Genomic DNA, 22,369 nt, shown 5'->3' with positions numbered 1-22,369 from the left:
GCATTTTTGCGGGGCACTACGAAAAAAAATCACGCTATTGCTTGCCTTCTCACACCAGCGCGATCCCTTTCTTTGATCTTCTGAGGCTATTTTATCGATTCAGCTGTAGTAAAATTACGCAATTATTTTGTCTATTGAGTATGAGGTTGTCGCAATGTCGGTTTCTAAAAAACCTATGGTACTGGTGATTCTGGATGGCTACGGCTACCGTGAAGAACAGCAGGATAACGCTATCTTAAACGCCAAAACCCCGGTGATGGATGCTCTGTGGGCAAAACGTCCGCATACCCTGATCGACGCATCCGGTCTGGAAGTGGGTCTGCCTGACCGCCAGATGGGCAACTCCGAAGTGGGCCACGTTAACCTGGGCGCAGGTCGCATCGTTTATCAGGACCTGACGCGTCTGGACGTTGAAATTAAAGAACGTACTTTCTTTGCTAACCCAGTCCTGACCAATGCGGTAGACCAGGCGAAAAACGCCGGTAAAGCGGTTCATATTATGGGTCTGCTGTCCGCGGGCGGCGTCCACAGCCACGAAGATCACATTATGGCGATGGTAGAACTGGCCGCAGAGCGCGGCGCAGAAAAAATCTATCTGCACGCCTTCCTCGACGGTCGCGATACGCCGCCGCGCAGCGCTGAAGCCTCGCTGAAAAAATTCGAAGACAAATTCGCCGCGCTGGGCAAAGGCCGCGTGGCGTCTATCGTCGGTCGTTACTACGCTATGGACCGCGACAACCGTTGGGATCGCGTGGAAAAAGCGTATGATCTGATGACCCTGGCGCAGGGCGAATTCCAGGCGGATACCGCTGTGTCTGGCCTGCAGGCCGCTTACGCTCGTGATGAAAACGATGAGTTTGTCAAAGCGACCGTTATCCGCGCCGAGGGCCAGGCTGATGCGGCGATGGAAGACGGCGACACGCTGATTTTCATGAACTTCCGCGCTGACCGCGCGCGCGAAATCACCCGCGCTTTCGTTAACGCTGATTTCGACGGCTTTGCGCGTAAGAAAGTGGTTAATCTGAACTTTGTGATGCTGACCGAATACGCCGCCGACATCAAAACTGCCGTTGCCTACCCACCAGCGTCGCTGGCGAATACCTTTGGCGAATGGATGGCGAAAAACGATAAAACCCAACTGCGTATTTCCGAAACGGAAAAATATGCGCACGTAACCTTTTTCTTTAACGGCGGCGTAGAAGAACCGTTTGCTGGCGAAGAGCGCATTCTGATCAACTCCCCGAAAGTGGCCACTTATGACCTGCAACCGGAAATGAGCTCTGCAGAATTGACTGAAAAATTGGTCGCGGCGATCGAAAGCGGTAAGTACGACACCATCATTTGTAACTATCCAAACGGCGATATGGTCGGTCATACCGGCGTGATGGAAGCCGCCATCAAAGCGGTGGAAGCGTTGGATAACTGCATTGAACAGGTAACAAAAGCGGTTGAGTCCGTTGGTGGACAACTGTTGATTACCGCGGACCACGGCAACGCGGAGCAGATGCGCGATCCGGCGACCGGTCAGGCGCATACCGCCCACACCAACCTGCCGGTGCCGCTGATTTATGTCGGCGAGAAAAACGTGAAGGCGGTCGAAGGCGGCAAACTTTCAGACATTGCGCCTACCATGCTGTCGCTGATGGGGATGGAAATCCCGCAAGAGATGACTGGTAAGCCGCTGTTCATCGTGGAATAATCCCTCCCCATGAGGGGAAAGGCGATTAACACCATTCAACAGGCCGTGAAACCAAGAACGTTTTCAGTCAGGCCTTTGTTCTACGCCAGCGTACTTAGCGCTGGCGTATTGTTGTGCGCCTTTTCCGCCCACGCGGATGACCGTGATCAACTCAAATCTATTCAGGCCGATATCGCCGCGAAAGAACGCGACGTACGCCAGCAGCAGCAACAGCGCGCCAGCCTCCTGGCACAACTTAAAGCCCAGGAAGAGGCCATCTCGGCCGCAGCGCGTAAGCTGCGCGAAACGCAAAGCACTCTGGATCAGTTAAACGCGCAAATTGATGAGATGAACGCCTCAATTGCCAGACTGGAGCAGCAAAAAGCCAGCCAGGAGCGTAATCTCGCCGCGCAGTTGGACGCCGCTTTCCGCCAGGGCGAACACACCGGCATTCAGCTTATTCTTAGCGGAGAAGAAAGTCAGCGTGGGCAACGCCTGCAGGCCTACTTCGGCTATCTGAACCAGGCGCGCCAGGAGACTATCGCCGAACTGAAACAGACTCGCGAACAGGTCGCCACGCAAAAAGCCGAGCTGGAAGAAAAGCAAAGCCAACAACAAACGTTGCTGTATGAGCAGCGCGCCCAGCAGGCGAAGCTGGAGCAGGCGCGTAATGAACGTAAGAAAACGCTTGCCGGACTGGAGTCGTCTATTCAGCAAGGCCAGCAACAGTTAAGCGAACTACGCGCCAACGAATCACGCCTGCGCAACAGTATCGCGCGGGCGGAAGCGGCGGCCAAAGCGCGAGCGGAGCGTGAAGCCCGCGAAGCGCAGGCGGTACGCGACAAGCAGCAGGAAGCCTCGCGTAAAGGCAGCACCTATAAGCCGACGGAAAGCGAGCGCTCGCTAATGTCCCGCACCGGCGGTCTGGGCGCGCCTCGCGGTCAGGCATACTGGCCGGTACGCGGCCCGATATTGCATCGCTATGGCGAACGGCTGCAGGGTGAGCTACGTTGGAAGGGGATGGTGATCGGCGCGTCGGAAGGCACCGAGGTCAAAGCCATCGCCGACGGCAGGGTGATTCTGGCGGACTGGTTGCAAGGCTATGGCCTGGTGGTGGTCGTGGAGCATGGTAAAGGCGATATGAGCCTTTACGGCTATAACCAGAGCGCGCTGGTCAGCGTAGGCGCGCAGGTGCGCGCCGGACAACCTATCGCCCTTGTGGGCAGTAGCGGCGGTCAGGGCAGACCCTCGCTTTATTTCGAAATTCGTCGCCAGGGTCAGGCCGTCAATCCACAGCCGTGGTTGGGAAGATAAGTTTTGCCTCAGTATCGTCGCTCCATTCTCACGCTGGCCACTTTGCTGGCGTTTGCACATCCCGTTTTCGCTGGCAAGCTCGCCATCGTGATTGATGATTTTGGCTATCGCCCGCACACGGAAAACCAGGTTCTGGCGCTGCCGCCAAACATCTCCGTCGCCGTACTGCCCAACGCGCCGCACGCGCGCGAAATGGCAACTAAAGCGCACAATAGCGGGCATGAGGTGTTAATCCATCTGCCGATGGCGCCGCTAAGCAAACAGCCGCTGGAGAAGGATACGCTGCGACCAGATATGAGCAGCGATGAGATCGAGCGCATTATCCGCGAGGCGGTAAACAACGTGCCGTATGCCGTCGGGCTTAATAACCACATGGGCAGCGCAATGACTTCCAGCCTGTTCGGTATGCAAAAAGTTATGCAGGCGCTGGAACATTACAATCTCTATTTTCTCGACAGCATGACGATTGGCAATAGCCAGGCGATGCGCGCGGCATCCGGTACGGGTGTGAAAGTGATCAAGCGCAAAGTGTTCCTCGACGATACGCAAAACGAGGCGGATATCCGCCGTCAGTTTAATCGCGCTATCGAACTGGCCCGTCGCAACGGTTCCGCTATCGCGATTGGTCATCCGCATCCCGCAACGGTTCGCGTGCTGCAACAGATGGTTTATCGCCTGCCGGCGGATATCACCCTGGTACGCCCAGGCAGCCTGCTCAACGAACCGCAGGTAGATACGTCCCGACCGGGTGTGACGCCGCAGAAAATTGACGCACCGCGCAACCCCTTTCGCGGCGTGAAGATGTGCAAGCCGAAAAAACCGCTGCAACCGGTCTACGCTACGCGCTTTTTCAGCGTCATCGGCGAGAGCATTACGCAAAGTTCCGTGGTTGTCTGGTTTCAGCACCAGTGGCAAGGCTGGGGGAAAATCGCCGCGCCTAAAAACGTGAGCGCTAAGACAGATTGAGCGCCTTACGGGCCATACGACGGTGCGACAAGGTTTTGTCGCGCCATTGCCACAGCCGGAAAGACCAGAGTAGCGTCTGATAAGCCGCTTTCGCGCTGCGGACGTTAGCCATCATCCGTCTATACATGCCAGAAGTAAAAATTTCGGCAATCATACGCTGGCGGGTCAAAATATCAGGTTCTTTACGCACCGCATGACAAACGCGTAACGCTTCCCAGGTAATTTGCTGGCGAAATTCCGGGTAAATCGGAATACGATGGGCATAATCACGATTGAGCTTTTCTAATAATCGCGTAATTTTAATATAATGCCGCTGATAATTAAGATTTTTATTGCCTTGTCTTTGCAAACGGCTTACCGAATTATCATGCAGGAAATATTTATATAATGATTGTTCGGTATAACGTACGCGCGTGGCATTAAACATAACTTCCGTCGACCATAATATGTCCTGATGATGTAGTCCGGGAACGAAAGTAATATTGTTATCGATAATTATCGCACGTCGATAAACGCCCATCCAGACAACATGCGTCCAGCGCCGCGAGGCCAGCGCCATACGCAACCAATCCGGTCCGCTTAATACCCCGGTGGAGCGCAGACGATCGGTCGGAATAGATTGCCAGGCGTGCCCGGTTTTTCGGGCGCACCAGTCCGCATTACACTGCGCAATGTCCAGATCATCGTTAAGCGCCATGGTCATCAGCGTTTCATACATCTTCGGGTAGACCAGGTCATCCGCATCGACAAAGGCGACGTAATCGCCGGTCGCCGCTTGCAGGCCAAGATTACGGGCGACAGATGCGCCAGCATTGGCCTGATGAAGCAGTCGAACATGCGGGTAATGTTCCGCGTAATGTTTTGCTATCTCAACGGAATGATCTGTCGATCCATCATTCACAATAATAATTTCCAGCGCCGACCACGTTTGCGCGATTAACGACGCCATGCAAGCATTAAAATCCGCTCCCGCATTATATAACGGGACAATGATACTCACTTTGGTTTTACTATTTTTCATAACGATTACCAGAAAAACCTTAATTTACCCTGCCTTTATACTGTGGCTCTATTAAGAAACTATTAAGCCGCCATAATTAATTTTTACAGTAAAAAGCAAGCACAAAACTCAGAGTAGAGCGTGACATTAGCGAGTAAAATAAGAGTAAAGCGCAATTACGAATGCTTGATGTCTATGACAATTCTTTACGGCTTTCCAGATTTTCCCTAACAAAAAAGGTTGGCGAATGACACCAACCTTTTACGATGAAACGTATATCAGACCCGATAAATATCATCGGGTCTCTATACCCTTCATACTTCAAGTTGCTTATGTGTTGGCTACGCTCGTTCACCCCAGTCACATAGTTATCTATGCTCCTGGGGACTCACTCCCTTGCCGCCTTTAAGCAACTCGAATTATTTTGGGTATATACATATTAATCCCAGCTCAGAATGACTTTTCCTGACTGGCCTGAACGCATGGCGTCAAAACCTTTCTGGAAATCATCAATAGAGAAACGATGGGTGATAATCGGTGACAGATCCAGACCGGACTGGATCAGCGCCGCCATTTTGTACCACGTTTCGAACATCTCACGACCATAAATACCTTTAATGAACAGGCCCTTAAAGATGACTTTTGTCCAGTCGATAGACATATCTGATGGCGGAATCCCCAGCATCGCAATACGACCGCCGTGATTCATGGTGTCCAGCATGGTACGAAACGCCGGCGGCGCGCCGGACATCTCCAGACCCACATCGAACCCTTCGGTCATTCCCAGCTCCGCCATGACGTCGTTCAGGCTCTCTTTCGCGACGTTGACCGCGCGGGTGACGCCCATTTTACGCGCCAGCTCCAGACGGTATTCATTGACGTCAGTAATCACCACATGACGCGCGCCGACATGTTTCGCCACCGCGGCGGCCATTACGCCGATTGGCCCCGCCCCCGATACCAGTACATCTTCGCCGACCAGATCGAAAGACAGCGCCGTATGCACCGCATTACCAAACGGGTCGAAAATAGAGGCTAAATCATCAGAAATGTTATCCGGGATTTTAAACGCATTGAACGCCGGGATGACCAGGTATTCCGCAAAGCAGCCGGGACGGTTGACGCCCACGCCGGTGGTGTTGCGACACAGGTGAGTACGACCGCCGCGGCAGTTGCGGCAATGACCGCAGGTGATATGACCTTCGCCGGAGACGCGATCGCCGATTTTAAAGCCTTTCACTTCCTGACCGATGCCGACCACTTCGCCGACATATTCATGCCCCACGACCATCGGAACCGGGATGGTTTTTTGCGACCAGTCATCCCAGTTATAGATGTGAACGTCAGTGCCGCAGATGGCTGTTTTACGGATTTTAATCAGCAAATCGTTATGGCCGACTTCCGGTTCCGGAACATCGGTCATCCAGATGCCCTCTTCCGCTTTCAGTTTGGATAACGCTTTCATCTTACATCCTCAGGCAATCACGCCCAGTTGTTTACCAATACGCGTGAACGCGTCTACCGCACGCGTAATTTGCTCAGGCGTATGCGCCGCAGACATCTGGGTACGAATACGCGCCTGACCTTTTGGTACGACCGGATAGAAGAAACCGGTAACGTAAATGCCCTCTTTTTGCAGTTCGCGGGCAAATTTCTGCGCGACAACCGCATCTCCCAGCATTACCGGGATGATGGCGTGATCCGCGCCTGCCAGCGTAAATCCCGCGGCAGACATCTGCTCACGGAACTGCCGGGCGTTCGCCCACAAGCGATCGCGCAGTTCTGCGCCCGCTTCCACCATCTCTAACACTTTAATAGAAGCCGCCACGATCGCCGGCGCCAGGGAGTTGGAGAACAGATATGGGCGGGAACGCTGACGCAACCACTCAACGACCTCTTTGCGCGCCGCGGTATAGCCGCCGGATGCGCCGCCTAACGCTTTGCCCAGCGTACCGGTAATAATATCTACGCGGCCCATTACGTCGCAGTATTCATGGGAACCACGACCGTTTTCGCCGACAAAGCCTACCGCGTGAGAATCATCAACCATCACCAGCGCATCGTATTTATCGGCCAGATCACAGACGCCTTTCAGATTGGCGATGACGCCATCCATTGAGAACACGCCGTCGGTGGCGATCAGGACATGACGCGCGCCGGCTTCACGCGCCTCTTTCAGCCGCGCTTCCAGCTCAGCCATATCGTTGTTGGCATAGCGATAGCGCTTCGCTTTACACAAACGCACGCCGTCAATGATAGACGCGTGGTTCAGCGCGTCGGAAATAATGGCGTCTTCCGCGCCCAGCAACGTCTCAAACAAGCCGCCGTTAGCATCGAAACAGGAGGAATACAGAATCGCATCTTCCATGCCGAGGAAGCTTGCCAGCTTTTGCTCCAGCGCTTTGTGGCTGTCCTGGGTGCCGCAGATAAAACGCACGGACGCCATACCGAAACCGTGGCTGTCCATTCCCGCTTTTGCGGCATTAATCAGCTCAGGGTGATTCGCCAGCCCGAGATAGTTATTGGCGCAAAAGTTAATAACGTGGCTTCCATCCGCCACGGTGATATCCGCCTGCTGCGCAGATGTAATAATGCGCTCTTCTTTAAACAATCCTTCCGCCCGGGCGGTTTCCAGATCGTTGGTTAACTGTTTGTAAAAATCCCCACGCATTGCGATTCTCCAGACTGGGCAAATTTCAGCACATATTACCCAAAGCGATACGTTGATACGAGATGACGCGTCATCACTTCTTTAAAATGCAGCATAAATCACGCGTATCCTCACGGGTTATCAGTGAATGGATGAATAGTGTTATGATAAGAGCATTCATGTCTGAGACAGTCTCTGACACCATAATTCAAAGGTTACAGTTATGATCATCGTTACCGGCGGCGCGGGCTTTATCGGCAGCAATATCGTTAAGGCCCTGAATGATAAAGGTATCACCGATATTCTGGTGGTGGATAACCTGAAAGACGGCACCAAGTTTGTAAACCTGGTGGATCTGAACATTGCTGACTATATGGATAAGGAAGATTTCCTGATCCAGATTATGTCCGGAGAAGAGCTCGGCGATATCGAAGCTATTTTCCATGAAGGCGCCTGCTCTTCCACCACCGAGTGGGACGGCAAGTATATGATGGATAATAACTATCAATACTCCAAAGAGCTGCTGCACTATTGTCTTGAGCGCGAAATCCCGTTCCTCTACGCCTCTTCTGCCGCCACCTATGGCGGTCGCACGTCTGATTTCATCGAATCGCGCGAATACGAAAAACCGCTTAACGTTTACGGCTATTCTAAATTCCTGTTTGATGAATATGTGCGCCAGATCCTGCCAGAAGCGAACTCGCAGATTGTCGGTTTCCGCTATTTCAACGTCTATGGACCACGTGAAGGCCATAAAGGCAGCATGGCAAGCGTGGCATTTCATTTGAATACACAGTTAAACAACGGCGAAAGCCCGAAACTGTTTGAAGGCAGCGAAAACTTCAAGCGCGACTTCGTTTACGTGGGCGATGTGGCCGCCGTTAACCTGTGGTTCCTGGAAAGCGGCAAGTCCGGCATCTTTAACCTGGGCACAGGCCGTGCGGAATCTTTCCAGGCTGTCGCCGACGCGACGCTGGCATACCATAAAAAAGGCAGCATTGAATACATTCCGTTCCCGGATAAACTGAAAGGTCGCTATCAGGCGTTTACGCAGGCGGATTTAACCAATCTGCGCAACGCGGGCTACGACAAACCCTTTAAGACCGTCGCCGAAGGCGTCACGGAGTATATGGCCTGGCTGAACCGCGACGCGTAAGTATGAAAATTTTGGTCATTGGCCCGTCCTGGGTGGGCGACATGATGATGTCGCAAAGTCTCTATCGCACGCTTAAAGCGCGCTATCCCCAGGCGATAATCGACGTGATGGCGCCAGCCTGGTGCCGTCCGTTGTTATCGCGTATGCCGGAAGTTAACGAGGCGATACCCATGCCGCTGGGCCACGGCGCGCTGGAAATCGGCGAGCGCCGCAGATTGGGCCATAGCCTGCGAGAGAAGCGCTACGATCGCGCCTGGGTGCTGCCAAATTCGTTTAAATCGGCGCTGATTCCTTTCTTTGCCAATATCCCGCACCGTACCGGCTGGCGCGGCGAAATGCGCTATGGCCTGCTGAACGATGCGCGCGTCCTTGATAAAGACGCCTGGCCGCTGATGGTGGAGCGCTACGTGGCGCTGGCCTATGACAAGGGCGTGATGCGCACGGCGAAAGATCTGCCGCAGCCGCTGCTCTGGCCGCAGCTCCAGGTTAGCGAGGGTGAAAAGTCGTTGATGTGCAGCGACTTTTCACTATCTTCTGAACGTCCTCTGATCGGCTTTTGCCCCGGCGCGGAATTTGGCCCGGCAAAACGTTGGCCGCACTATCACTACGCCGAACTGGCAAAGCAACTCATTAACGAAGGGTATCAGGTCGTGCTGTTTGGCTCGGCAAAAGACCATGAAGCCGGAAATGAGATCCTGGCGGCGCTGAATAGCGAGCAGCAGGCATGGTGTCGCAACCTGGCGGGGGAAACCCAGCTGGAACAGGCCGTCATTCTGATAGCCGCCTGTAAAGCCATCGTCACTAACGATTCCGGGCTGATGCACGTCGCGGCGGCGCTCGACCGTCCGCTGGTCGCCTTGTATGGCCCAAGTAGCCCGGATTTCACGCCGCCGCTGTCTCATAAGGCCCGGGTGATTCGTCTCATTACGGGTTATCACAAAGTGCGTAAAGGCGATACGGCGCAAGGCTATCACCAGAGCCTGATCGATATCACGCCGCAGCGGGTTAAGGAAGAGCTTCATTCGCTGTTGTCGGAAGAGGGCGTTTAATGCGGGTTTTGATCGTTAAAACATCATCAATGGGCGACGTATTACATACCCTGCCTGCGCTTACCGACGCGCAACAGGCGATTCCGGGGATTCAATTTGATTGGGTTGTCGAAGAAGGGTTTGCGCAAATTCCGTCCTGGCACAGTGCTGTCGATCGCGTGATTCCCGTCGCTATTCGCCGTTGGCGCAAGGCCTGGTTTTCCGCGCCCATCAAAGCGGAACGCACAGCCTTTCGTCGGGCGGTATGCGCAAACCAATACGACGCTGTGATTGATGCGCAGGGGCTGGTAAAAAGCGCGGCGCTGGTGACGCGTCTGGCGCATGGGATAAAGCACGGTATGGACTGGAGTACCGCCCGCGAACCGCTGGCCAGCCTGTTTTATAACCGTAAACACCATATCGCAAAGCAACAACATGCGGTTGAACGGACGCGCGAGCTGTTCGCCAAAAGCCTGGGATACGATAAACCGCAGTCGCAGGGCGATTATGCCATCGCAAAACATTTTCTGTATTGCCAGCAGGCGGTCAGCGATCCGTATGCGGTGTTTTTACATGCCACGACCCGCGATGATAAACACTGGCCGGAAGCAAACTGGCGCGAGCTTATCGGCCTGGTGGGCAACACAGGATTACGGATAAAACTTCCCTGGGGCGCGCCTCATGAGGAGGCCCGGGCTAAACGACTGGCCGAAGGCTTTGACTATGTGGATGTATTACCGCGCATGAGCCTGGAGGAGGTCGCCAGAGTGCTGGCTGGCGCAAAATTTGTCGTATCGGTTGATACCGGCCTGAGCCATCTCACCGCCGCGCTCGACAGACCGAATATTACGCTATATGGCCCAACGGACCCTGGGTTAATTGGAGGTTATGGGAAGAACCAAATGGCATGCTGCTCACCAGAACAAAACCTGGCGAATTTAGATGCCACAAGCGTATTTGGAAAGATTCATTAAAGAGACTCTGTCTCATCCCAAACCTATTGTGGAGAAAAGATGCTAACCACATCATTAACGTTAAATAAAGAGAAATGGAAGCCAATCTGGAATAAAGCGCTGGTTTTTCTTTTTGTTGCTACGTATTTTCTGGATGGTATTACGCGTTATAAACATTTGATAATCATACTTATGATTATCACCGCGATTTATCAGGTCTCACGCTCACCGAAAAGTTTCCCTCCTCTTTTCAAAAATAGCGTATTTTATAGCGTAGCAGTATTATCATTAATCCTTGTTTATTCCATACTCATATCGCCAGATATGAAAGAAAGTTTCAAGGAATTTGAAAATACGGTACTAGAGGGTTTCTTATTATATACTTTATTAATTCCCGTACTATTAAAAGATGAAACAAAAGGAACGGTTGCGAAAATAGTACTTTTCTCCTTTTTAACAAGTTTAGGATTACGTTCGCTGGTTGAAATTGTCTTTTATATTCAGGACTATTCCAGGGGGGTAATGCCATTTACAAACTATGACCATCGACATATATCTGATTCAATGGTTTTTCTGTTCCCGGCATTGTTGAATATCTGGCTATTCAGAAAAACATCGCTCAAACTCGCTTTCTTTGCGCTGAGCGCCGTCTACTTGTTCTTAATGTTAGGCACCTTGTCGCGGGGAGCATGGCTGGCAGTTTTAGTGGTGGGCGTTTTATGGGCGGTTTTGAACCGTCAGTGGAAACTAATGGGAATTGGCGCTGCTATCCTGGTTATTGCTGGCGTTTTAGTTATCACTCAGCAAAGCCATAAACCGGATCAGGAGCGACTACTGTATAAATTACAGCAGACAGATAGCTCATATCGTTATACTAACGGAACCCAGGGCACCGCGTGGATACTGATTCAGGAAAACCCGCTCAAGGGCTACGGCTATGGTAATGATGTTTATGATAGTGTTTATAATAAACGCGTTGTCGATTATCCAACGTGGACCTTTAAAGAATCTATCGGTCCGCATAATACCATTCTGTACATCTGGTTTAGTGCTGGCATATTGGGTCTGGCGAGCCTGGCCTATTTATATGGCGCTATCATCAGGGAAACAGCCAGCTCTACCTTCAGGAAAGTAGAGATAAGCCCCTACAATGCTCATCTCATACTATTTTTATCTTTCGTCGGTTTTTATATCGTTCGTGGTAATTTTGAACAGGTCGATATTGCTCAAATTGGTATCATTACCGGTTTTCTGCTGGCGCTAAGAAATAGATAAAGAAACGCGCTGATACTTATTACGGTATCAGCACGTTTTCCATCGTCAGGACTCAATCACTTGTCAAACCAGCTTTTCATTTGTTCCTCGAAACGCTGCGCTACATTTTCCCAACTGTATTTTGAAAACACCAGGGATTTTGCTTTTTCGGCAATCTGGTGGCGTTCCTTATCAGCAAGCGCACGGTTAATATCATTAATTATACTGTCGCTCGACATAGGTTCTGCGAGGTGATAGCCTGTTATGCCATCTAACACAAATTCGCTAATCCCCCCTTTTTTGCTGGCAAGAACCGCTTTTCCTGCTGCCATCGCTTCTACAGCCACCATGCAAAATGCTTCTTCAACCTGAGACGGCACAATAACCAGATCGGCTATATGATAGAAGTTATGCATCTGGTCAGGAGATTGCCCCCCAGCCATAATACAATCAGTTCCAATCTCTTTTGCGGCGTCCAGTACTTTCTTTTGATACTCTGCTTTTTCACCCTTGCGGCTTGCATAAGGATCGCCAACAACGACAAGTTTAATATTACTTCTTAACGTACGTAATTGTTTGAACGCCTGCAAAAGCAACAGGATGCCTTTATCAGGCGAAATTCTCCCGGCATATAAGAGAACGGTGGCATCTTCCGCAATATTTAATTGCTGACGAAGATTATCTTGTGGGTTTCTTTTATAAGTCTCAGCACAAAAACCATTAGGCACAATACTAACAGCAGCAGCGGGCAATCTTTCTTCATAAAACGCTTTAAGAAACTGACTGGGCACGATAATTTTTGCATCATTATCAGGAAGTTCTGGTTCAAATGCGTTATGCATGTGCATAACCAGTTTTGCATTCGGATTACGCTCTCTGATCTGCCGATACAGTTTCATACTATTATGAATAACAATGACGCTATCTTCCTGGGTAGTCACTTTATCTCTAATATTAAGGATGCGCTGGGAATAGGGTAGTGGGTCGAGACGAGTCCATTTCTGAAAAAGACGCTTATAAACTTTACTAAACCCAATGTAATGAATATCACAGTTATCGTTTATTTTATTATATTCAGGATAGCCAGCATTCTTTATACAAGCAATAGCATTCGGTATTGATAGTCGTTTTGCAACCTGGTAAATCCAGGTTTCTACCGCAGCCGCGCCACGTGGAGGAATTGAAAATATAGGAGTAACAGTAAATATGATTTTTTTAATCATAATAGCTATAATCCAGAATAGTTAACTTTATAGAAAAAATGCGTGTCGAAGCAGCGCAAAATAATGATTTTTTTAGTATCTAGACAATTTTATCGTAATATATTTCACCCTCAAGTTCCGAGGCTGTAATATATGGAATAATATCGTAATGAATTGCAGTATCATCTGATAAATTAAAGATATTTAAATCACTCACATTTTTTCTCATAAAAGTAAAAAATGGCAGTATTTTAAACAGGTCTTTACTAAGCTCAGATGGCATAGGGCTGGTAGATTCGTCATAAAAACGTGGGCAACTCCCTGTTAAGTCAAGCCCAGAACATATAATACGGCCATACTTGAGGGAATAGGCAACCTGAATAGCGGTATAAGCAATAGTATGGCAAGAGCAATAACCGATGCTGATATCCTTGCAAAATCCAGCCAGTCGCCCTCTTTTCGAAAGGGGAACTGAAATAAGTAATGCTTTATGAACCCGCTTGAGGATATTAAATTTAATTTTCTTTAAAAAGCCCCCTTTTTCTCGGCGATAAAAGGAGCGAATAATTAAACAGTTTTCTTCAATATATTTTTGATCATCCACTGAAGCCTGTTCATACACATCAAGATTGACGATAGTAAACTGACTGTTACGGCTAAAGTTATAAAAATCTTCGCGCCGGCGATGGAGGAAGCGAACATCCGTCAGAAGGTACAAAAATGGCTTGACGTTATTGTTTAGCAAATATTGAACAGAACCATTGACTGCAATGACATCTTTCATTCGTAACAAGGACAGCGGCGTCTTTCTGGACGTAGGACCAGAAAGAAAAATAATACAATCTTCAGCCGTTCTTTTCGCAATAAGTTGCAGAACATCGGCGTGAGTTATGAAGTTAACGCTGCCCATAAAAAACTCGTATGTTTATCATGCAACCTATAAATAAATGTTATATTCAATAACTAATATTACATCTCAAATTCTCTCAAGTATGTCATAACGCTACAGCAAATAAAAGTCAGTCAGCCCCTTAAATTAAACCAAACGTGCTACATTGATCAGCGCTTTTCCTTACCCTTAATACGACGAAGGAAATTTCGAAGTTTTTTCTTATAAATCAATAAGTAAAATCCGATATCTCTCACATTATTTTTGATACCATAATGTCTTTCTAAATCAATACGATCCTTTGCTTTTCGTTGTCTGGAAGGTCTTTTTCCGGACAAATCGATAATTCTGATCTCATTGCCTTGCAGGATAAAGTTACCTTTATGGGGATCGCCCGAAACCATACCATACTGATGCAGAGAATATATCGACTGTTTGATTTTTTCTCTCACCTCGCCAGAAATTTCTGGCATATCAACAAGTTCAATACCTTCAATATACTCAATTAGCATCACGTATGTTCTTACATAGCGTAATGTTTTAATTTCCGCCAGCAGGTAAAAATCATTAAGCGCCGCAAACCCTTCACGCCGCACACGATCTGTCTGACGAAAAAGCTTTTCGTAGTAATCTCCTTTTACTAACGATTTGAAAAAGCGTTCAGTATTTTTTACTTTTGGACTAAATACTTTGAGAATATATTTTCCGTAGTCTGTATTAATCAATACAACTTTTGTATCTTCTATATTACGGAAGACTTTAATAACCTGATGATTATAAGATAGAAAATCTTTGAATATCTCAATGTATTTTTCACCGTCTTTTTTGACAAAGACGGTATAGTTTTTAACCTTTTTTTCAATAATCATAATGAAGATTTAGGGAAGGAAATTATTTGTGGAAAAGTTTACGATAAAGATATGCGCTTCCAGCCAGAAGGCCTTTAAAGTAATGACCTTGCACGAGAAGATGTTTATATCGCTTCTTAAATTCAACTATGGTACGCGCATCTTTTGCGGGAAAATCTTTCCAGGGCGAATTCAACCGTGCATTTTTATAATAGATAACTGAAGGATAATTTGCCCAGGCATGCCATGGTTTTGTAGCACCCGTATAATGAATTAAAATAGTATTATCATTAATTATATTGCTATATTTTTTATGTGACCTATCTTTTAACTCACTTTTGATAGTATAAATAGTATTATACGGTCGCGGTAGAAAAATAACTTTGTCCTGTAGAAGAATATTCAAAACATCCTGATCGGGATATTTAAAAGAGTCAGCCTCTTTACCTGCCAGAAGTAAAAATGCCTTTTCAGTTAAGGCATTCTCTTTCCATAATTTCAGGTTAACAAAAACCACGCCGGAGTTAAAATAACCACCTTGTAAATTAAATGCTCTTAATCTCTCATTTACCTTATTCTGGATGGAATCAACATCTTTTACGACCGCAGCGATCTTCTCTGTCAAATCAAGCTGTAGAAGACCTTGCAAAGATCCTTTGCATACAACATCGGCATCCAAATAAAGTAAGGTGTTTACCTTCTTACTGAGATAATCGAAAGCAAATAAACGAAAATACATTGCTCTCGACCATACTTTAGTTTGAGGCAATACCTCAAGGCTTTCTACTTTAATAAGATAAAGAGAAATTTTAATGTGATGCTGTACGGCTAAACGCTCTATATATTTTACAAAACACGGGGAGTATGAATCACAAATAATGTGAAAAGCGAGCGGGATATTATTGTTTAATACAACTGAAGCGATTGATACCCCCACACCATCAAGATAGTTTTCATCAACGCCATAAGAAATGTTTAATACGTTATCATCATTATTATTACTTTCATCAAAAACTTTATATTCGGCTATTTCTATCTCAGGAAATGAATCCATTACATCACCTATGGGTTTTATTCAAGAAGTTTACGTTTAAAGTAGGCTATATAATAATTTATACCCGAAGTATAATGCTTCTGATTAAACATATGCTTTGCCGCATAACGTAACTGATGGCTAGTGACTGGATTTAAAAGTGTACAATGAGACCATGGTGAGTTGCTCTTAGCCTGTAAAAAATATTGTGACACAGGGTACCCCCCCCAACTATGCCAGGGCTTCGTTGGTCCGATATAATGAACAAATACAGTCTCAGCATCAACTGGATTAATAACTGAATCTTTTAATTCATAGTTAAGACTAAATTGTGTATTAAATTTTTTATCAACAAAACGCGCTTTATTCACTAACAATATATTTAATACATCCTGATCAAGGTGCGTTATGCGCTGTACTACCTCCGGATCTTTTAGCATTTCAATCGCTTTCTTAGAGATATTTTCTGCGGTCCAAAGAGGTATGTTAATTAAAATAAAACCGGCATTAAAATAGCCAGAAACCAGCCCTGGCGTTGCCAGGCTAACCGAGCGCTTAGTCCACCATTCCAACTCGCCTTCAGCAACGACAGCCGCAATCTCATTTTCAGCGAAATTAAGATCAATAAGTTCCTGAATACTCCCCTTACATGCAATATCTGCATCCAGATAAAGTACTCTATCTGTTTTATCTGAAAAATAATCGGCGATAATGAATCTAAAGTATGTTGCATAGGTCCAGTTTTTGGTACTGGGTAGCGATTTTAAGCGCTCACAGTCGATTAGGTAAACAACAATCTGCGTAGCGTACTGTTTTGCTAATGCCTCAAATCGCTGCTGGTCTTCAGACCCAAAGAAATCGGTAAAAACATGGAAAGCTAACGCCTTCTCTGGGTTAGCGAGGAGAACCGATGCAATAGAGACACCACAGCCAAAAAGAAAATTTTTATCAATCCCATAAGCTATATTAAATTTATCAGCATCACTATGTTGTGCATAGTTATAATCTAAAGTCTGTTGAATGACTTCTTCTTCAAAATATTTTCTGCTCATAGTGATCACTTTTGTAATTTCGAGAATATCGCATTATTAAAATTTTTAAAATATAGCACATCATAAAATCTCTCAATCGTGCCGGGAATAATATCATGCTGATATTTTACTTCACCAGAAATAACTCGATTAAGGTGCCCTACAAAATCATCTATAGCCCTCGGAGTGTAAAGCTCACCATTCAAACCGGGTTTAATCATATCACGCGGACCAGACATACAATCAGAACTAATACATGGAATTCCATATGACATTGCTTCCAGCAGGGTCATAGGAAATCCCTCAAACGCAGAGGTAAGTAGTAGCGCAGTGACATTTTTTATTTTTTGCTGTACGACTTGCCACGGCGCGCTTTGCCAACCATACCAGATCACACGCCGCTCAATACCAAGCTCCCGACTATAGGCCTGGCACTTTTCAAAATCTGAGCCATCACCAATAATATGTAGCTGCCATTCCCCTGTCGTACGAGCTAAGCCATCAAATAAATCTTTAACTCTTTTCTGCCCTTCAAATTTAAGACGCCCTACATAAAGAAATACAGCGGGTTTATCGCGCTCAGGCGGCGGCACAATGATTGTTTTAATAGAGACAGGATTATAAACGACGCTAATATCTTGCGCTGAGATACCCCGTGCCATCATCTGTTCTTTAATACCACTGCTGATGGCCAGATGATAATCCGCGTATGTTATACACTCTGCATGTTTTTTATGGTCGAGCGAAAAATGCGGCCATGAGAAAATAGTAAACTGTTTACCGCTTTTCTTTCGTGCTTTATTGGCATAAAGACATGAGATGACATCAATACATATCACAATATCCGGTGACGTTTCTCTCAGCCACTGACTAAAATTATAAACATGCTTAGCTCGACGAAGAAAGCTTAATTTTATATTTGAGAATGATTGCGCATATTTAATCTCTTTTAGCCATGCTTTATCCATTTTGTCATTACGACAAAAGAAAAACATTTCACAGTTAATTTTCGGAGAGCTATTTTCAAACGTATGGATAACGTTGCTAATAACGGTTTCCATCCCTCCGAAGCCAGATACCGCTTCACCAATAAACGCTATTTTCAATGAACCCACCATTTTTTTGTCACTGATGTCATCTGGTCATCGTTGTTTTTATATTTTGTAAGAATAAAACCAATCAACACTATATTTATACTAAGATATGATTAAAATCAAGCTCCAGCCCATAATTAAAAGCATCGGTTAATAAGGGGCTCATTATTTTATAACTTTCAATCGCTGAAATATTATTTAAATTATACTGCGCTGTACTATTAAAGCCATATAACTTTAATGCCAGCCCTTGCTCAAGATATTCTAAAATAATATCCTCAGCTATCATTTCAGATTTAATATTTAATACACCATCGAATTCATGAGAATCATATCGAGGGTGAGGTATATATATATCGATGTCTTCTTTCTTAATAAAAATCTGAAGTTGTTGAAGAAAAAGATTCTCATCTTCTTTATTTTTTAATGCATCAACATATACAGTCCCTAATAATATTTTTTTTAGCCCCCTATTTTCATCGGGAGTAGTTGTATAATGCACTAATATAATTTCTTCTGTGTTTTTAATGATGTTAGCTCTATCAGGGAATAATGTATAATGTTTTTTGTCTAACTGTAATACCTCCTCTTTATGGTATTTTCGCCCCATCGTTTTTCTTATAAATTTCGATGCAGCGCTTATATACTTATCTTTGTACATTATACTTTTTCGATTAATATTATTTGTACCGTCATCAAAGGTTTTTATTTCAGAAAAAGAGATACACGATAAAATATGGTGTACAAGCGGGACGTGAAAATTCGCGAAGAAAACGGTATGATATTCTCTGGCATACTTTCCCATGATTTTTTTAGCATACCGTGTTCTTTGAATCGTTTTAAATGTCGAAAATTTTGCTACCTGCGGAACAATGTCTGAGTGCCGACATAACGGCTGAATTTTTTTTAAATAGTACTGATTTTTTACGTTATCTACATCGCCAATAAATAAAACATCAACTTTTCTCAACTGCTCTTTTTCTATAATTGACCGTGCAATCAATAATTGCAAATTAGTCATGCATATGAATAGAAACATATAGCCTCTAAGCTATTTTAAAATATAACTTTTATATTAAAGATTTTTTCTTATTGTTCTTTCTTTAATTCGAGCAGCTTTAACATCCGCCTGATGAATCAACCCCGACTCTTTTTGTAAAATCTCTCGCAGGGGGAGAGAGAAATACTCACGCATAAACCGGAATATATCTCGCTGAGTCAGACCAATATTCATTGAAGAAAAATAAAGCCCAATTAAATCTTTGTCACGCCAGCGAAGGGGAACGTGCTGACGTATCTGCGCGCGATGCAGGTCGATTACGGAGATTTTGAAATCCTCTTCGCGACCAGTGAAAGGTAAATGCAGAAGAAAGTGGCAAATATAACAGTCGCGATGGTTAATTCCCCCGGCGTGCATTTTACGTACCATAGTCGCAACACGCTTAATGATCATCCACTTCACCTGCGCGTCCGGTGGATTAACAGCCCAGTCAGCACAGTAGTCTTCAAGGCTAATGGTAGGCGTTAAATCTTCGGTGATAATAAATGATGTTCTGGTTAGCGGGTTTACGCCTTTTTCACCAAAACCAACGCCGTGCATCGTATCAACGCCCAGCTCATATAGACGATGAATGGCGTGCCATTCTCTGTCAGCGCCCAGAACAGGCATACGTAACGAAATCAGGTTCTTCACAATTTCTTTCAGCGAAGTGCCTTTATGCCACTTCAGGAAGTAGCTTTTGCCGTCCAGCTCAAACCGCAATGTTCGACGCGTCTCCAGCTCTCTGAACACTTCGCCCTGTAACGTTTTCACTTCCTCAAAAGCATCTTTACCGCGCCATAGTGTAGTTAACGGCGCTTTCAGCTCAACCATCTAAATCACCTGTAATAATATCTGCGGCCTTCTCCGGTAAACTGTATAAATCCTGAGTATCAGCATAATACCGCGCATTTTCAGCCCAGGCGCTGCGTAAGGAAGGCTGTGTCAGCGCTTTGAGTAAAACCTCATTTAGCGCATCCTGACGGAATGGTTCAGTCATCGCTTCGCCACAGTTTGCATCCACAATATAATGAGCATAACCGCACACCGCAGTTGTCAACACCGGCAAACCAGCAGTAATGGCTTCCAGCAAAACAATACCAGCAGCTTCCTGATAGGCTGGATGCAGTAAAAGGTCGGCTGCCGCCATTAACTCCGCGATATCATTACGTCCGGAGAAAAAATGCACATTCGTGCCAACGCCGCTTCTTTCAGCCAGCGCTGCAAACTTCTTCGGCTTATCCTGCCCGACAACATAGAGCACCGTATTTTGCCGTAAAGATTCGGGTAACGATGCCAGCGCTTCAATAGAGCGATCCACACCTTTACGGGTAAAGTCAGACCCTACTTGCAACAGTAATTTTTGCTGTTCTGAGATACCATTTTTCTGACGATAAATTTGACGACTGTTTGGGATCTGTTGGCTATATTTTCTGTCCGGGTAAATCCCCGGAGGAAGAATATGGAAACGCTCCGCTTCAGTCTGATAATGTTTTTGGAAGTCAGCAATCTGCTTATTCGTCAGCATTAATAGTTGCGTCGACTTGCCGTGTTCAAACGTGGCGCGTTCAAAAGCAGCATAATGCCGATAGCGTGATGTCAGGCGATAGAAAAAACCTTTTTCCTGTGCGACTTTTTCGGCATAACACACGTCTGCGGCATAATACACATCAAGGCCAGGCATCTTATTGAATCCAACCACCCGATCGACAGGGTGGTCGCGTAAATGGTGTTGCACCCAGGCATAATATTCTGCGTTACGACCGTGGTTCGTCCGGGATTTAACCGGCACGCAGATTAATTCAAAGTTATCCGGGCATTCCCCTTCCCATGACTGAGTATAAACACGAACCTGATGCCCTCGCGCCGCCACGGTTTGGGCAATGCGCATAAAATCACGCTGTAGGCCGCCAAAAGGAAAATATTTATATAAGCAAAAGGCAACTCTCATAGCAGGCTGTCCAAATCTATGGGGCGTGCCTCATGCGGCAGCATTTTTTCCGTCGCGGCGATAACATCTTCAGCCGGAATCACAGAAAGGTATTTTTTATTACGATCAAGCTCATGCCGTTCAGGCATCGGCTGATAATTGCCTGCCCAAAACTGAATGATGTCGTCGGTCCAGGGACGCCAGAACACATGATCCGTCGCGCCGAAAAGGCAAATGACCGGCGTTTTGACTGCTGCGGCAATATGACCAGGGGCCGAATCAACGCCGATAAAGAGAGCCGCATGGTCAATCAACGCGCCCAATTCAGGAAAGCGAGTTTTACCCGCCAGACCAGTAACCGGTTTTGTCTCACAGCCGCGTGCAATAGCATCCACACAGGCCATCTCGTCTGCGGCCGGGCCTGACGTCAGTACAACCTGATAACCGCGGTGCTGCACGGCATCAATAACCTGAGAGAATTTATCATTATCCCAGCACTTAAATAGCTGCCGTGCCGTAGGCTGAATAACAACATATTGTCGGATCACACCAAGTTGTTTGAGCTGTTGTCGCATGTTTTCCCAATGTTCCGGGCGATAGCTCATGGTGGTTTCCGTGACATACTGTTTTAGCGCTAACGGCTTTAGCGCGGATAATGTGCGCTCAACAGCATGTTCTCCCGCATAAGGTACTAAATGCGTAAAGCTCTTTTTCCATAAAGCAGACTGGCGATTACCGAAATCCTGCGAGATTTTTATTTTTGCGTTTAAAAAACGCACAATAAGCGCCACGCTCCACTGATCGGTGAGATTGACGACCAGATCATACGAGTTAGCACGCAATTTTTTGATTAGCGATAGCGCGTTTTTGATCTTCTCTTTTGTTCCTGCGCCTTTGTTACTGATGCCGTAGAGTGCATTAATCTCCGGATTTTCCGACAATATCGGTATGGTGTTCTGGTAAAGAAGCACATCGATTTTTGCATCGGGATAATTCTGCTTCAGCGTGCTGATGACAGGAGTGGTAAGTAACATGTCTCCATGAAAACGCATTTTTATAATCAGAATTCTTCGAAATGGCTTTTCCACAAGCGACTCTTTGGTTGAAATTGTCCGGATAAATAAGCAGAAAAAAGCACGCTACCGCCCCAGGCTTCACAGCAACCCGATGGCTAATACCGCACTCATTTTAGATGCGCTAGTGTAACACTTCTTTCGCAGCAATCCGATACGAATAATTTTTATACACAATCATTTTTTTAATCATAAATTCAAAGAGATATTAATTTATCCCTCTCTTGTGAA

At 46.5% G+C, this 22,369-nt stretch carries 20 protein-coding genes; 7 read left to right on the top strand and 13 right to left on the bottom strand.

Annotated elements, in window-relative coordinates; genetic code table 11:
- The first annotated feature begins 154 nt into the window (after positions 1-154).
- Genes gpmM through ACLD4K_RS15460 form a run of 3 tightly spaced genes read left to right on the top strand, consistent with a single transcriptional unit; the run spans position 155 to position 3,958 of the window.
- A complete protein-coding gene (gpmM, locus tag ACLD4K_RS15470) occupies positions 155-1,699 on the top strand; it encodes a 2,3-bisphosphoglycerate-independent phosphoglycerate mutase (protein WP_411012111.1) in 1,545 nt (514 codons plus the stop codon).
- A 33-nt stretch (positions 1,700-1,732) separates the two neighbouring features.
- Positions 1,733-2,992, top strand: a complete 1,260-nt coding sequence (gene envC / locus ACLD4K_RS15465; protein ID WP_303071804.1) for a murein hydrolase activator EnvC — start codon at positions 1,733-1,735, stop codon at positions 2,990-2,992.
- Positions 2,993-2,995: 3 nt separating this feature from the next.
- Positions 2,996-3,958 (top strand): divergent polysaccharide deacetylase family protein, encoded by a 963-nt coding sequence (locus tag ACLD4K_RS15460; protein WP_411012110.1) that lies wholly within the window; start codon positions 2,996-2,998, stop codon positions 3,956-3,958.
- Here ACLD4K_RS15460 and ACLD4K_RS15455 read toward each other — a convergent pair.
- The 3 genes from ACLD4K_RS15455 to kbl form a co-directional block, all read right to left on the bottom strand.
- Positions 3,945-4,979 carry a glycosyltransferase gene (locus ACLD4K_RS15455; protein WP_411012109.1) on the bottom strand — a complete coding sequence of 345 codons (1,035 nt, stop codon included), beginning with the start codon at positions 4,977-4,979 and terminating at the stop codon, positions 3,945-3,947. The genes ACLD4K_RS15460 and ACLD4K_RS15455 overlap by 14 nt on opposite strands.
- A gap of 418 nt (positions 4,980-5,397) precedes the next feature.
- Positions 5,398-6,423 (bottom strand): L-threonine 3-dehydrogenase, encoded by a 1,026-nt coding sequence (gene tdh, locus ACLD4K_RS15450; RefSeq protein ID WP_000645990.1) that lies wholly within the window; start codon positions 6,421-6,423, stop codon positions 5,398-5,400.
- Between the two features lie 9 nt (positions 6,424-6,432).
- Complete coding sequence (gene kbl / locus ACLD4K_RS15445; protein WP_001213790.1) at positions 6,433-7,629, bottom strand: glycine C-acetyltransferase; 1,197 nt, start codon at positions 7,627-7,629, stop codon at positions 6,433-6,435.
- A gap of 202 nt (positions 7,630-7,831) precedes the next feature.
- Here kbl and rfaD point away from each other — a divergent pair, with 202 nt between their 5' ends.
- The 4 genes from rfaD to rfaL are packed head-to-tail and all read left to right on the top strand — an operon-like array spanning position 7,832 to position 12,020.
- Positions 7,832-8,764, top strand: a complete 933-nt coding sequence (gene rfaD / locus ACLD4K_RS15440; RefSeq protein ID WP_000587771.1) for an ADP-glyceromanno-heptose 6-epimerase — start codon at positions 7,832-7,834, stop codon at positions 8,762-8,764.
- 2 nt (positions 8,765-8,766) lie between these two features.
- Positions 8,767-9,813, top strand: a complete 1,047-nt coding sequence (rfaF, locus tag ACLD4K_RS15435; protein ID WP_080095183.1) for an ADP-heptose--LPS heptosyltransferase RfaF — start codon at positions 8,767-8,769, stop codon at positions 9,811-9,813.
- Entirely contained in the window at positions 9,813-10,766 is a 954-nt protein-coding gene (rfaC, locus tag ACLD4K_RS15430) for a lipopolysaccharide heptosyltransferase RfaC (RefSeq protein ID WP_411012108.1), read from the top strand. The genes rfaF and rfaC overlap by 1 nt, the downstream gene beginning before the upstream one ends.
- Positions 10,767-10,805: 39 nt before the next feature.
- Positions 10,806-12,020, top strand: coding sequence for an O-antigen ligase RfaL (gene rfaL, locus ACLD4K_RS15425; RefSeq protein WP_411012107.1), 1,215 nt, complete (start codon positions 10,806-10,808; stop codon positions 12,018-12,020).
- 56 nt (positions 12,021-12,076) lie between these two features.
- Here the strand turns inward: rfaL and ACLD4K_RS15420 are convergent, their stop codons facing one another.
- From ACLD4K_RS15420 to rfaQ, 10 genes are all read right to left on the bottom strand, one after another.
- The gene (locus tag ACLD4K_RS15420) at positions 12,077-13,222 is read right to left on the bottom strand and encodes a lipopolysaccharide N-acetylglucosaminyltransferase (RefSeq protein ID WP_000591819.1); all 1,146 of its coding nucleotides are present in this window, start codon (positions 13,220-13,222) and stop codon (positions 12,077-12,079) included.
- Between the two features lie 79 nt (positions 13,223-13,301).
- Positions 13,302-14,111 (bottom strand): 3-deoxy-D-manno-oct-2-ulosonate III transferase WaaZ, encoded by an 810-nt coding sequence (waaZ, locus tag ACLD4K_RS15415; RefSeq protein WP_015406237.1) that lies wholly within the window; start codon positions 14,109-14,111, stop codon positions 13,302-13,304.
- Between the two features lie 149 nt (positions 14,112-14,260).
- Entirely contained in the window at positions 14,261-14,959 is a 699-nt protein-coding gene (gene rfaY / locus ACLD4K_RS15410) for a lipopolysaccharide core heptose(II) kinase RfaY (protein ID WP_411012106.1), read from the bottom strand.
- A gap of 22 nt (positions 14,960-14,981) precedes the next feature.
- On the bottom strand, positions 14,982-15,992 hold the full coding sequence (gene rfaJ, locus ACLD4K_RS15405) for a lipopolysaccharide 1,2-glucosyltransferase RfaJ (RefSeq protein WP_411012105.1): 1,011 nt from the start codon (positions 15,990-15,992) through the stop codon (positions 14,982-14,984).
- Between the two features lie 17 nt (positions 15,993-16,009).
- Entirely contained in the window at positions 16,010-17,023 is a 1,014-nt protein-coding gene (waaO, locus tag ACLD4K_RS15400) for a lipopolysaccharide 3-alpha-galactosyltransferase (protein ID WP_411012104.1), read from the bottom strand.
- A gap of 5 nt (positions 17,024-17,028) precedes the next feature.
- A complete protein-coding gene (waaB, locus tag ACLD4K_RS15395; protein WP_411012116.1) occupies positions 17,029-18,108 on the bottom strand; it encodes a lipopolysaccharide 1,6-galactosyltransferase in 1,080 nt (359 codons plus the stop codon).
- A gap of 85 nt (positions 18,109-18,193) precedes the next feature.
- Positions 18,194-19,117, bottom strand: coding sequence for a glycosyltransferase family 52 (locus ACLD4K_RS15390; protein ID WP_411012103.1), 924 nt, complete (start codon positions 19,115-19,117; stop codon positions 18,194-18,196).
- Between the two features lie 54 nt (positions 19,118-19,171).
- Positions 19,172-19,969: a lipopolysaccharide core heptose(I) kinase RfaP gene (gene rfaP, locus ACLD4K_RS15385; protein WP_411012102.1), complete on the bottom strand. Its 798-nt coding sequence runs from the start codon at positions 19,967-19,969 to the stop codon at positions 19,172-19,174.
- Entirely contained in the window at positions 19,962-21,086 is a 1,125-nt protein-coding gene (locus ACLD4K_RS15380; RefSeq protein ID WP_411012101.1) for a glycosyltransferase family 4 protein, read from the bottom strand. The genes rfaP and ACLD4K_RS15380 overlap by 8 nt, the downstream gene beginning before the upstream one ends.
- Positions 21,083-22,153 (bottom strand): lipopolysaccharide core heptosyltransferase RfaQ, encoded by a 1,071-nt coding sequence (rfaQ, locus tag ACLD4K_RS15375; RefSeq protein WP_411012100.1) that lies wholly within the window; start codon positions 22,151-22,153, stop codon positions 21,083-21,085. The genes ACLD4K_RS15380 and rfaQ overlap by 4 nt, the downstream gene beginning before the upstream one ends.
- Between the last annotated feature and the right edge of the window lie 216 nt (positions 22,154-22,369).

The organism is Salmonella sp. 741265055_HSA (assembly GCF_046569525.1).
Lineage (GTDB): Bacteria > Pseudomonadota > Gammaproteobacteria > Enterobacterales > Enterobacteriaceae > Salmonella > Salmonella enterica.
Note: the sequence above shows the minus strand (reverse complement) of the source record. Positions and strands in the feature narration are given on the sequence as shown.

Excerpts from the sequence above, each read along its gene's own strand:
- gpmM (WP_411012111.1), top strand. The coding sequence starts at position 155 with ATGTCGGTTTCTAAAAAACCTATGGTACTGGTGATTCTGGATGGCTAC.
- ACLD4K_RS15455 (WP_411012109.1), bottom strand. The coding sequence starts at position 4,979 with ATGAAAAATAGTAAAACCAAAGTGAGTATCATTGTCCCGTTATATAAT.
- tdh (WP_000645990.1), bottom strand. The coding sequence starts at position 6,423 with ATGAAAGCGTTATCCAAACTGAAAGCGGAAGAGGGCATCTGGATGACC.
- kbl (WP_001213790.1), bottom strand. The coding sequence starts at position 7,629 with ATGCGTGGGGATTTTTACAAACAGTTAACCAACGATCTGGAAACCGCC.
- rfaD (WP_000587771.1), top strand. The coding sequence starts at position 7,832 with ATGATCATCGTTACCGGCGGCGCGGGCTTTATCGGCAGCAATATCGTT.
- rfaF (WP_080095183.1), top strand. The coding sequence starts at position 8,767 with ATGAAAATTTTGGTCATTGGCCCGTCCTGGGTGGGCGACATGATGATG.
- rfaC (WP_411012108.1), top strand. The coding sequence starts at position 9,813 with ATGCGGGTTTTGATCGTTAAAACATCATCAATGGGCGACGTATTACAT.
- rfaL (WP_411012107.1), top strand. The coding sequence starts at position 10,806 with ATGCTAACCACATCATTAACGTTAAATAAAGAGAAATGGAAGCCAATC.
- ACLD4K_RS15420 (WP_000591819.1), bottom strand. The coding sequence starts at position 13,222 with ATGATTAAAAAAATCATATTTACTGTTACTCCTATATTTTCAATTCCT.
- waaZ (WP_015406237.1), bottom strand. The coding sequence starts at position 14,111 with ATGGGCAGCGTTAACTTCATAACTCACGCCGATGTTCTGCAACTTATT.
- rfaY (WP_411012106.1), bottom strand. The coding sequence starts at position 14,959 with ATGATTATTGAAAAAAAGGTTAAAAACTATACCGTCTTTGTCAAAAAA.
- rfaJ (WP_411012105.1), bottom strand. The coding sequence starts at position 15,992 with ATGGATTCATTTCCTGAGATAGAAATAGCCGAATATAAAGTTTTTGAT.
- waaO (WP_411012104.1), bottom strand. The coding sequence starts at position 17,023 with ATGAGCAGAAAATATTTTGAAGAAGAAGTCATTCAACAGACTTTAGAT.
- ACLD4K_RS15390 (WP_411012103.1), bottom strand. The coding sequence starts at position 19,117 with ATGACTAATTTGCAATTATTGATTGCACGGTCAATTATAGAAAAAGAG.
- rfaP (WP_411012102.1), bottom strand. The coding sequence starts at position 19,969 with ATGGTTGAGCTGAAAGCGCCGTTAACTACACTATGGCGCGGTAAAGAT.
- ACLD4K_RS15380 (WP_411012101.1), bottom strand. The coding sequence starts at position 21,086 with ATGAGAGTTGCCTTTTGCTTATATAAATATTTTCCTTTTGGCGGCCTA.